At 68.3% G+C, this 11,416-nt stretch carries 10 protein-coding genes; 4 read left to right on the top strand and 6 right to left on the bottom strand.

Features of this window, described 5'->3' with window-relative positions; translation table 11 throughout:
* Positions 1-425 precede the first annotated feature (425 nt).
* The 6 genes from ACFU5K_RS29540 to eccB form a co-directional block, all read right to left on the bottom strand.
* Positions 426-725, bottom strand: coding sequence for a WXG100 family type VII secretion target (locus ACFU5K_RS29540; protein ID WP_384067049.1), 300 nt, complete (start codon positions 723-725; stop codon positions 426-428).
* Between the two features lie 64 nt (positions 726-789).
* Positions 790-1,143: a WXG100 family type VII secretion target gene (locus tag ACFU5K_RS29535; RefSeq protein ID WP_384067046.1), complete on the bottom strand. Its 354-nt coding sequence runs from the start codon at positions 1,141-1,143 to the stop codon at positions 790-792.
* Positions 1,144-1,219: 76 nt separating this feature from the next.
* Positions 1,220-2,473 carry a type VII secretion-associated serine protease mycosin gene (gene mycP, locus ACFU5K_RS29530; protein ID WP_384067043.1) on the bottom strand — a complete coding sequence of 418 codons (1,254 nt, stop codon included), beginning with the start codon at positions 2,471-2,473 and terminating at the stop codon, positions 1,220-1,222.
* Positions 2,474-4,261: 1,788 nt separating this feature from the next.
* The gene (locus ACFU5K_RS29525) at positions 4,262-4,702 is read right to left on the bottom strand and encodes a hypothetical protein (protein ID WP_384067039.1); all 441 of its coding nucleotides are present in this window, start codon (positions 4,700-4,702) and stop codon (positions 4,262-4,264) included.
* Positions 4,703-4,865: 163 nt separating this feature from the next.
* On the bottom strand, positions 4,866-6,128 hold the full coding sequence (gene mycP, locus ACFU5K_RS29520) for a type VII secretion-associated serine protease mycosin (protein WP_384067036.1): 1,263 nt from the start codon (positions 6,126-6,128) through the stop codon (positions 4,866-4,868).
* A complete protein-coding gene (eccB, locus tag ACFU5K_RS29515) occupies positions 6,125-7,654 on the bottom strand; it encodes a type VII secretion protein EccB (RefSeq protein ID WP_384067033.1) in 1,530 nt (509 codons plus the stop codon). Before eccB ends, mycP (ACFU5K_RS29520) begins: the two co-directional genes overlap by 4 nt.
* A 183-nt stretch (positions 7,655-7,837) precedes the next feature.
* Here eccB and eccE point away from each other — a divergent pair, with 183 nt between their 5' ends.
* From eccE to ACFU5K_RS29495, 4 genes are all read left to right on the top strand, one after another.
* Positions 7,838-9,178, top strand: a complete 1,341-nt coding sequence (gene eccE / locus ACFU5K_RS29510; protein WP_384067030.1) for a type VII secretion protein EccE — start codon at positions 7,838-7,840, stop codon at positions 9,176-9,178.
* On the top strand, positions 9,175-9,885 hold the full coding sequence (locus ACFU5K_RS29505; protein ID WP_384067027.1) for a hypothetical protein: 711 nt from the start codon (positions 9,175-9,177) through the stop codon (positions 9,883-9,885). Before eccE ends, ACFU5K_RS29505 begins: the two co-directional genes overlap by 4 nt.
* An 84-nt stretch (positions 9,886-9,969) precedes the next feature.
* Positions 9,970-10,203, top strand: a complete 234-nt coding sequence (locus ACFU5K_RS29500) for a DUF397 domain-containing protein (protein ID WP_384067025.1) — start codon at positions 9,970-9,972, stop codon at positions 10,201-10,203.
* A 338-nt stretch (positions 10,204-10,541) separates the two neighbouring features.
* A partial coding sequence (locus ACFU5K_RS29495) for an SCO5717 family growth-regulating ATPase (RefSeq protein ID WP_384067022.1) occupies positions 10,542-11,416 on the top strand: 875 nt, incomplete at its 3' end.

The following is an 11,416-nucleotide window of genomic DNA, read 5'->3' as shown; positions in this document are numbered from 1 at the left end:
ATCCGGATCCGCTCCGGGTACGTCTCACCAACTATGTGATCTCTCGGCACAAGATCGAGATCATAAACGATCTTCAGCTACCCGAGCGACGTTGAGTGCCCCCGAATCCCACACTCCAGGCAGCGGCCACAGCCATCGTGCCGAGCAGGCGTCCTCTCATTCCGAGAGGCATACCGCGCTTCCGGGTCTGGCTCATTCCTGCTGTCATCCTGACTTCCGAACCTTCCCTGTACCTACTCGATCACCGGCAGAGCGTGACGCCACGCTGTCTGTGCTCCCAGGTCTCCCAGCGGTGGGCGATCTGGGCCGCGCATCTTGTCCGATCGCTCTGGACGACCGAGACGCACAGGATGGCCCCACGACACAGGTCAGGGTGGGCACCTCCCGTGCGTGCCCACCCTGACCTGTTAGTCGCCCGTCGAGTCCTACTCGAAGTTGGCCCGTGCGCGCTTGTCGCCCGCCTGGTAGGCAGTACCTGCCTCGCGCACCTTGCGAGAAATCTCGGACAGGGCCGTGTGAATGCCCGTGGCGTCGCGGTCCCAGCCGGCCTGCGCCGTGTCGTACGCCGACTTGGCCTCGCCCACCCAGAGCTCGGAAACGCTGGCAACCATGCGCTTGATCGACGCAAGGTCTTCCTGAAGCTGCCTGCTCTGCCTGTCGATGTCGCCTGCGGCCAGGTCCAGGCTCGCGTAAGTGACAACCATTGTGCCGTCGTTGGTCGACATGCGGTCCTCCAGTTCAATCCAGTTGGGGTGTGATGGCCCGTACTTGGTACGGGAAAGGCAGGGGTCAGAAGTTGTTCATTGCCGAGGTCCTGGCCTCGGTGCCCCCAGAATGACCGGGGACGACGTCCACGCCCTGGAGTGCCTGCTTGATTTCGTCTTCGGTGTTGCCCGAGATGGTCCGGGCCGCCTTGATCGCTTCCTGGAAGTTGACCAACCGGGTAGCGATGTTGCCCATCTTGAGGTTGATGTCAGCCTGCTTGGCGTTGAAGGCGTTGGCGCCGATGCCCTTCCACGCGCCTTCCAGGCTGTCGATCGTCGCCTGCAGCGTCTTCAACTGCCCCCTGACGGACTCGAACCGCTTGGAGAGCTCGCCCTCCAGCTTGAGGAGACTGTCATCTGAAAGCTTCTGATCTGCCATGGTTCTGGCTTCCTTTCTGGTGCTCTTGTGCGATCCGGCATTCCCGCCGGGAGTGCGTATGAGGAACTACGGTCAATCAGGCGGCGCGGCGCTTGCGGACAAGCGCGAAAGCGCCTCCGCCGAGCACGAGTACAACTGCCACTCCGCCGAGGATCAGACCCAGTTGGCTGTCGTCGTTCTCGGTGCTGGAGCCTGCCAAGGCAGCGTCGTCAGCCTTCTCTTTCTTGTCAGGCTGTGACGAAGCTGGTGCAGACGGGGCCGCTGAGCGCGCGGAACCGGACGTCTTCTCCTTGGTGAGAGGGCTGATGTCCGGGGCGCCGGGATTTCCCTTATTCTTCAGGATGTTCATGGAGGGGCGGATCAGGCCGTGGCCGAGGTATTTGCTGAGCGTGTCCTTTTCCCAGTCCCGGCCGGCGGTGTCAAAAAGTACGTTGAGGACTTGGTTCGCAGTCCAGTCCGGATGGGCGGACCACACCAGGGCCGCGGAAGCAGAAGCGATGGCGGTTGCTGCGCTGGTTCCGCCATCGCCGTCGCAGTAGCCCTGAAATGTAGAGTCGCACCAACGCGGAATGTCGTTACCTGGGGCAGCGATATCTACGATATTCCCGTTCTGGGAGTACTCGGCGACCTTGCCGTCCCGATCCGCAGAGGAAACACCAACGACCTGCGGGTACGCGGCTGGATATTGATCCTTATTACTTTCCTCGGCATTGTTTCCCACACCCGCGAAAAACAACTTACCCTTGCCCTGCGCGTACTCGACAGCTTCTCGCTCTTCTCGGTCTGCAAAATCACTGGCGAACGACATATTGATGATCTGCGCATCACTATCCGCTGCAGCTCGGATGGCATCTGCAGTGTCATTCGCATTCACCGAATGCTCATTCTGGAACTTCGTATCGGTAATCCGAACCGGAATGATTTTCACATCGGGAGCGAGGCCTCGAAGGCCCCCACCTGCTCCTGTTCCAGCAATCAGCTCAGCCATGGTCGTGCCATGCCCGCGGTAGTCGTCGTACTCATCACCCTCAGCGCCTGTAGCGTCAAATCCCTTTAGGACCTGACCCTTCAGAGACGCCGTCGACGAGTTCACGCCGGAGTCAATGACAGCAACTTGCACGCCTTCACCCGTGGAGATCTTCCACATCTCCTCGGCCTGCATTGCGCTGAGGTACCACTGTTTGGACTGCGCGTCTGAGGCGACCGCAGATGGAGCGGCCCCCGCGAATCCCGCGCCCCAGACGGCGGCCACAGTCATCGTGCCGAGCAGGCGGCCTCTCAATCCGAGAGGCATACAGCGCTTCCGGGTCTGGCTCATTCCTGCTGTCATCCTGACTTCCGAACCTTCCCTGTACCTACTCGATCACCGGCGGCGCGACTCCACGCCGGCCGGCCTCCCACGTCTCTCTGTCTTCCGTCAGATAGTCCGGGCGCGAGGTGCCACCGTCCTGGTCCTCATCCTCGGAATCCCTCCGACCGGCCGGGCCACGCACAAGGCCCGCGCCACCAGCCGTGAAGCCCTTCGAACCTGCACCAGATCCCACAGCGCCGCCACGGGGCGTACCCACAACTCCGTTGGTGCTGGGAGTACCCCGCCCACCAGGGCGGGAGGCGCTGCTTGTACCACCCGCTCCGACGACACCCCGCTGACCAACGCCGCCGACCGGGCCGCCCGTTTGTGCCGCTCCCCCAGCTCCGATGACCGTCCCGCGCGGGACACCACGAGCGCCGCCTGGCGCAGCACCGCCCGGGACGGCGCGCTGCGGGGTCCCGCCGACAATGCCGTTCGCTGTCCGGCCCGCACGTGGGCCGGTAGCCCCGGACGTACCTGCATGGCCGCCTGCAGCCATGGGCCTGCCGCCAGTGACACCGGACCGGCCGGCAGTGGGGGCCTGCGGCCCGCCACCTCCGCGTCCGGAGGCCGGGCTCCCGCCCACGGGCGCAGAACGCCCCACCGGAGGCCCGGTACGACCGTTCGCCGTAGGGCCACCGACAGTGGGCCCACTTGCTCTTGGCCCTCCGAACCCGGTCTGGCCAACTGCTTTGGGCCCACTTGTTGCTGCTTGGGGCGCCCGGGAGCCGCTGGTCACTGGGTTCACGAAGCCGGTCGCAATAGGCGGAGTCAGATTCGGACCTCCCACTGGGCCCACAGGACCCGTGGGAGACGGAGTTGAAGTGGGAATCGAAGTGCTTGCGGGGGCCGGCGGTGTGGCCACACTGTTGATCTCCGTAGAGATGCTGTTGCTGACCACCGGAGACACCGACTCAGGTGCCTCACGAGGCGCACCACCTGAGCTAGAGCCCAGACCACCGGTAGCCGGATGCTCCGCTACAGCTTGGGCGCTTCCGGAGCCTGAGCCTACCGACGAGTTCCCCGTCCCGGGGCCGGCTCCCTCACCGACGTAGCCCTGTGGCCTGGGCATCGCAACATCAAGCTGCTTGTCGAACCGCGGCGGCTCCTGTGCCGCCAGCGTCTCCTCCGAGACCGAGTAGTACGAAGCCAGCCTGTTCGCCTGGTTGATGGCCTCCTGGCGGTCCTTCTCCACCTTCAGTGCCGCCGCGTACTCCGGGTTGCCATCGATCCGCTTCGGGGCCTCGATCTCGTCCGGGGACTTGCGGTGCAGGCGGGTGTCGCGGGGCGGTAGGGAGTTGCGTACCGAGGCGAGGCCCGTGCCTGCGACCGTGATCTGCGTGCCGGCCGTCTGCGCGAACTCGCCCAGCTTCGTGGCGTGGGCGACCAGGCCGTTGCCCCAGTCGCGGAAGGCGGTTCCCGACTCGCCCTCCCAGTCGACGACCTTGATGAAGTCGCCCAGCTCCTTCGCCGCGTCGTTGATCGCGGTCCGTGCCTTCAGGAGTGCTTGACCGGCCTCCTCGAGGTGCTCCGGGTTGGAGTTCTCGATCAGGTCGATCATCGCGTTGAGCTCGTGGCCCTCGAAGGAGGTCCGGCCCGAGGAGCCGGAGCCGCCGAAGCCGAACGCCTCCATGACGCCCTGCATCTGGCGCGTCACGTCCGTGACGATCAACTGCCCCCGGACCCGCTCCTGGTCCTGCTGCGCCTGCTCCGCGGGAGTGAGTTCCGGCTTTGCCTGGGAACCCGGTCCCGGCTTCTTCGGTTCGCTCATTCGGCTGCCCATCCCGCGTCGTACTGCTTGTCGGCGTTCTGCTCAGGCTTGGCCGTCTTCTCGGCTGCGGCCTTCTCGCGCTCCTTGTCCAAGTGGGTCTGGATCTCGTAGAACCGCCGCCGCGTGTCGTCGTCCACGTTGTCGAAGCCCACGGCCGCCGCGTGCACGCCGAGGCTCAGGTACTCGATCTGGTCGCCCAGTGACTTCGAGAGCGTGACGAGCGATTCGTGGACGCGGTTATACTGCCTGTAGAGCCCATCCGCTTCCGCGAAGCATGCGTTCTGGCCACTCAAGGAGGTACGCGACACCCTCTGTGCCGCAACCTTCGACTTGCCGGCCGCCGAGCCTTCCAGATCCGTCAGCAACGCGTTCACACGCTTCTGGAACTGCTCAAGGGCTCCTACGCCACGCCGGAGGTCCCCGTTGCCTTCGCCCACGTTGCTGCCCTTCCCCGATTCCCCGTTTGCTCAGTCCGTTTCACGTTGCAATCGCACCCACGTGAACAGCACTGGCCCCATCACATCACTCTAACCAATGGCACTGACAGGTCCAACTGTCTTGTCCATCGCGTAACTTCCCTCACGTAACCAGCGCCGGACGTCACACGGCGCCCGGTCGGCCCTGCCGTCGTCGTCTGTCGCGCACGGCAACCGCGGCACCCGCAATGGCGGCGACCAGGACTCCCCCGCCCACCACGACATAGGTCGCGAGCCGGGCGTTGCGTTCGTCCGCCGTCTCGCCCAGATGGATCGCGGCAGGGACCGGTGCCTTGCCCTTACTCAGTCCTTCGTGTGCCACCGGCTTCTCGATGGGCTTGTCGTCCTCGGTCAGGGCGCGCACCGGGTCGACCACGCCCCAGCCGACCAGGCGGTCGTGGCCCGCGATCGAGCGTTCTGCCGTCTGCTCGATCTGGGCGACGATCTGCTCCTGCGTCCACTCCTGGTGTTTGGCCTTGATGAGGGCCGCGACCCCGGCGACGTACGGGGCCGAGAAACTGGTGCCGTTGTCGGCGCAGTGTCCCCCGCCGGGAACCGTCGAGATCATGTCGACACCGGGGGCCGCGACGCCCACGAACTCGCCGGACTGGGAGAAGGCGGCCCGTTCGTTGTTGCGGTCCGACGCGGCCACGGCCAGGACACCCTCGTAGGAGGCCGGGTAGGTCTCCTTGACGTTGCCGCCCAGCCCGTCGTTGCCTGCGGAGGCGACGATCACGATCTCCTTGGCCAGGGCGGCGCTCACCGCCTGCTCCAGGAGGGCCGTGGGCTTGACCGCGTTGGCGGTGTCCTGGGAGATGTTGATGACGTCCGCGTCAGCCTGGTCGGCAGCGTAACGGATGGCGGCGGCCAGGGTTTCCGCGGTCCCGTGGCCCTCGGCGTCGTTCTGCTGGATCGGGATGATCGTCGCGTCCGGGGCCAGGCCGGTGAAGCCCGTGCCCTTCCGTTCGTGTGCGGCGATGATGCCGGCGACCTTGGTGCCGTGGCCGACGATGTCGGTGGTGCCGTTCTCCTTGCCGCGCTCGAGCTTGTTGCCGCTCTCGTCCTTGAGGTTCTTGTCCAGGAGGTTGCGGCCGCTCCCGGTGTCCACGGCCTTCGTGAGCTGGGGGTTCTTGACGTCGACGCCGGTGTCGATGACCGCCACCCGTACGCCCTTGCCGGTGGACTGCTCCCACAGTTCGTCCATCAGCACGCGTTGCAGTGCCCAGGGTCGCCCCGTGTAGTCCTTCGAGGGGAAGGTGCACTGGGTGGAGTCGTCCGCGGCGGCGGGCAGCGCCGGCAGTGTGACCAGGAGTACGGAAGTGGCGGCTGCGGCTGTCAGCAGGCGTCGGCGGCAGGAGGGGTGCGTGGTCACGTGGTCGCTCCTCATGAGCCCTGCGGCTGGCGGGCGGCACCGGTCGACAACCGGGGGCCCGTCGGCAGGAAGGTGGACCAGGCGGCGGGAACGGGGGCGGGATCGACGTCCTTGTACCCGAGCCGGTTCTGCGCCTGCTGTGCCTCCTGCTGCCTCTGCTTCTCCTCCTTCGTACCGGACTCACCGATGCCGGAGTCGTCCTGCACGCTGTCGCCGTTGGACTGCATGGCGTAGCGCAGACCGGTGTCGGTCACCAGGAAGAGCGGACCGGAGTCGGGACTGGAACCCTTGAACTGCCGGAAGAGCAAGCCGGATCCGGGGGTGACGTAGGCGCTGCTGGAGCCGGAGGGGAGCGTGGCGGGAAAGCCCGTGCCCGCCCAGGTGCTGAGCGTGCTGGCACCGTCCTTGTCCGAGACACCGCGCAGGACGTTGCACACGGTGTTGCGGCTTCCGCTCTCCGTGCTCGCGGAGTTGACGGGTGTCGGCTCGCTCGTGGGCCAGTTCCTCTCCTGGCCGAACGCGGCTCCGGGCTCGAACGCGCCGGCGCTGACGTGCTTCGCCTTGCCGTCCTGACCGAGGTTGACCAGGGCGCGGCTGCTGAGCAGGAGCTTGGCGACGAAGTCGGACACCGGGGCGACCCTGCCGCGCAGGACCACGTACTGCTGGGTCCTCGTGCCGGACGTCGCCGCGAGGACCATGCCCACCCTGTTGTCACCGGTTTGCAGCTTCCCCGGAACACCCGCGTCGGTACCGGGAGTTCCCTCGATGGCCGGGAAGGTGACCTCGGCCCCCTTGTGCAGAGTCTCCAGCCAGTCGGCGGACACCCGCTGGGGGGCGCGGTCCTGGCCGACGAGGGTGCGCAGGAGCAGCTCGTCCTTCTCCACCGCGTACGCCGTGCCCGTGGCGTCGGCGATGTAGCGGGTCCTGTCCGGTCCGGGGCCCTCGACGTACATCAGCTCGCCGCCCTGCAGCCTGCCCGCGCCCTCGGTCTTCTTCTGCTCGCGCTCCGCGAAGAGGAACGCCGCCTTCTGGATGGCCCTGCCGCCCTCTCCGGGCCGCTCGCAGACCGCCCAGCGCTTCATGGAGCCGGCTTCGGTCTTGTCGGGCAGCCGGTCCGGGGCATAAGGGATGCCGAGGGTCGCCCCGTGCGGGATCTTGCCGCTGTCGAGGACCGATTCGTCGACGTTGATGACGGTGCCCTTGTCCGGGGCGAGGAGGAGTTTGGCGCTGGACATGTTCAGTACCGGGTGGAGCTGCGTCTTGCCGTCGGTCTTCAACACCACATAGCGGGTCGTGGACTTGCTGGCGATGATGACGTTCTCGTAAGGGGTGTCCCACTTCTGGGGGGCCACGGGCTTGAACATCCCCCAGGCTCCGAACACCGCCAGGACGACCGCGCCGACGATCGCTCCCGGCACCACCGCGCGAAGGGGACGCGGGGCGCCCTCTTCCGTGCCGGACGGGTGGGGCTGCAGGAACTGTGCGACCAACCTTCGCTTCGCGAAGGTGTAGGCATTGAGTTCGTCCCGCCGTGATGCCATGTGCGCGCTGCCCCTTCTCCCCAGTGGGCGACCAGGTTCCCACACCCCTCGCGGGCCGGTGCCCCCGACCGGGACCCCTACTATGCCTGTTGGCACTTGGCTCTCATCGCTCAGGTAGGGTGATCGCCCTATCAACGCCCGTACAAAAAACGGTGAATACGGACACGAGGGGGCAACGCGGCGATGGGTGCAGCTACGGGGGAGCGCACGAGGCGGTCCGCCCAACGAACACCCGGATCTTCCCGGCGGCAACGCAGCAACGGGTCGGAAGGCACAGCTCCCCATCACTCGGCGGACACCCCCGCCGCAGCCACTCTCCACTCGATCTCGAGGACCGGCCGAGTCGGTCCCGCGCTGCGGCAGATGGTGCTCGTCGAGGCAGCCCTGGCAGTCGCCCTCGTGGGTGCTGCGCTCGGCGGCGCGTGGCTGATCCCCGCCGGCGTGGTCGCCTGTCTGCTGATCCTTCTCGCGGTGGTACGCCGCCGGGGCCGGGCTGTGCAGGACTGGCTGTCGACCGTGTCATCCCTCCGCCGCCGCAGGCGGACCGCCGCGGCGCCCCCCGCCGGGACGGAGCCTCAGCTGGCTCCGGTCGCGGAGAACGTGCCGGGATTCGCTCCGTACATCTATGTGGACGGCGCCCGCCGCACGGTGGGCATGGTCGGGGACGGCACTTTCCTGACCGCGGTCGTACGGGTCGAGGCGAGCGGTGAATCGCTCCGTCAGGCAATGGGTGCGCGAGCGCTGCCGCTGTCCCTCCTGGGCGACGCGCTCTCGGTGGACGACATCGTGCTGGAGGCCGCGCAGCTCGTGCAGCAGGTACGCCCCGCTCCGGCGCCGCACCTGCCGGAGCGGTCGGTTGCCCGGCTCTCGTACGGCCCCCTCCAGGACCGGACCGGGGCGCCCGCGCTGCGGATGACCTGGGTGGCGGTGAAGCTGGATCCGGAGCTGTGCCGGGAGGCCGTGGAGGCACGCGGTGGCGGGATCGGAGGAGCGCAGCGCTGCCTGGTGCGGGCCGCGGACCACGTGGCGAGCCGTATCACCGGCGCCGGGTTCCGGGCCTCGGTACTGGACCAGGACGAGCTGAACTCCGCTGTCGCGACCTCTGCTTGTGCCAGCCCCATCCTGTCGGCGCGTGCGGGCCGGCCGGACGCGCAGGCGCAGCCGCGGACGATGGAGACACCACGGGTCTGGCGCTGCGACGACCGCTGGCACACCACCTATGCCGTGGACCGGTGGCCCGAACTGGGCCGCGGAGCCACTCCGCTGCCGCGGCTCGTCGCGCTGCTGACCTCGGTCCCGGCGTATGCGACGACGTTCAGCCTGACGGTGCGCCGCGGTGCGCACCAAGGGCATGTGTCCGTACGCGGCCACGTACGGATCACCGGCGGCTCCGACACCGAACTGGTCGGAGTCCGACGGACATTGGAGCAAGCCGCACGGCATGCCGGGGTCGGCCTCGTACGGCTGGACCGCGAACAGCTGCCGGGTGTCCTGGCCACCCTCCCGCTGGGAGGCGCACAGTGACGAAGCACATCGCTCCGAGGCGGGGGCTGCTGGGGCCCCGTCATGCGGGCCACACACTGGCGGCGGACCACCTGGGCGCGCTGTCGTTGCCGGTGGGCGACGACGGGGTGATCATCGGTGACGATGCCGAGGGCCGCCCGCAGATGATCGGGTTCCATCGGCCGGCACCGTACGACGTCCTGCTGATCGGCGGTCTGTGGACCGCGCAGGTGCTGGCACTTCGCGCTGCAGGTACCGGTGCGCGGGTGGCGGTCGAGACGGGGCGTACCCAGGCGTGGACCACGCTGGCGCAGGCCGCGGGTGCCGGTCTCGAGTGTATCTCCCTTCATGACGTGGGCCGGGTCCCGCCTACCGGGGCGACCGTGGGCAGCCCGGTGCTCGTCGTACGCGACTGCGGTATGCGCCCGCCCCGTGGCCGTGTGGTGTCCTCGCCGTGGCAGTCGGTGCTGACACTGCTGCCCTATCTGAGCCCCGTGGCACCCCGGTTGCTGCGTGCGTCCACGCTCGTGGGCGTCCAGCGGGTCTCACCGGCCGAGGCGGAGCAGATCGGCAGGATTCTGGGGCTCGCGCGCGCCGAGAGCGAGGCTCTGCCCACCCTGGCGGACGGTGTGACGCTCTGGGTGGCGGGCCGCGAGCACCACTGGGTGATGACCAGCGCGACGGACGTGGAGAGCGGACTGCTGGGCACTGCTCGCAGGATGGACTGAATCCTGGCCCGTTCGCACCCCCTGCTCGCCGCTTTTCAGGATCATAGCGAGGGAACGACACTGTTCGACCGAAGGGACGTGCGCATGGGCACCCAGCAGGAAAAGGACGAGCTCTACGCTCTCGACATCTCGGGTGTGGAGTGGCTGAGCGCACCCGGCACCGAGAACGTCGAGGAACGCGTCGAGATCGCGTACCTCCCGAAGGGAGCGGTCGCGATGCGCTCCTCGCTGGATCCGGACACCGTGCTGCGGTACACGGAAGCCGAGTGGCGCGCTTTCGTACTGGGCGCACGAGACGGTGAGTTCGACCTCACGTAGGCGGTGGTACGGGCGGAGGGTGGCTGTCCGCACCGGACCGCCACCCTCTCACCAGGTCGCTCCGCGTCCTGTTATGTGACGAATGGGTCGCTTATTCCTTCGCCTTCCGCGTACTTGTTTCACTTGATGGCGGGGCGTGACCTACCGGACGGTTCTTCCCGTGCCGTACGGCCGGCCGTAGTGCGCCCGATGGCGATTAGGGTGGGTGGGGGCGTGACAGAGGAACCTGCGGGCAGGCACTGTGCGTCGCAAGGGGGAGAGCCGGGCGGATCGCACCACGGGAACGGTCGCCCCCACCCACCACGGCACAAGGGTGCTCGACCACACCAGGAGGCAAAGTGAACGGCGATCGGGACGAGATCCGCGGGGGATGGAACACGCCCGTCGACGAGTCGTCCGACGCGGAGCCCGCCGAGATGACGGGTGAGTTCACCATCGACTACACCCCGCCCGCCTGGTACACGCAGAACGCGTCGGGGGACTCGTCGGGCGGTGCGGGGTCGCACCTCGCGCCGCCTCCGCCGCCGAACGGCGCACCGGTGTCGGTGCCGGGCCTGCCGGCCTCCGGGGGTTTCGAACCGGGCTGGCCTCCGGCCCGGCCGGCGCCTTCACCCGCCGCGCCCTCTGCCGGACCCGCGTCCCCGAACCGGGCCGCCGCCTCGGCGGGGCCGGGGGAGCCTGCCGCCGGGGACGGGACGTTCGGGGGTGGCGACCTGGAGAGCGGGGCCACGATGCGGTTCTCGCCCGCCGCGCTGAAGCGCGAGATCGCGGAGCGCGAGGCGGCCGCTGAGGCCGAATCGGCCGTGTCCCGTTCCGGTGACCGGGGCGGCGCCGCCGAGCCCGCTTCCGTGACCGCCACGCCCTTCACGCCTGCGTCCCTTCCGGCGGAGAGCGCCCCGTCCGGGACCGAGCCGCCCGAGGCCTCGCCCGTCTCCGACGGACCGTCCGGGGCGACGCCGTCCCCGGACGATGCCGCCGCCATGGCCCCGCCGAGGGGCGACGAGGAATCCGAAGTCCCCGACGACACCGGTGACTCCGGGCCCACGGTCCCGGACGCGGAGAAGGACGCCGAGGCCGACGAGCCCGCCGCAGCCACCGGACCGGCGCCGGACGACGCGCAGGCCGGCGACGAGCCCGCGGACGCGGTGCCGGACGCCGCACCGCGGGACACGGCGCCGACGCCCCAGGTGGGACATTCGCCACCCTCGGGAGC

Origin of the sequence: Streptomyces sp. NPDC057428 (assembly GCF_042803195.1) — a bacterium.
GTDB lineage: Bacteria > Actinomycetota > Actinomycetes > Streptomycetales > Streptomycetaceae > Streptomyces.
Note: the sequence above shows the minus strand (reverse complement) of the source record. Positions and strands in the feature narration are given on the sequence as shown.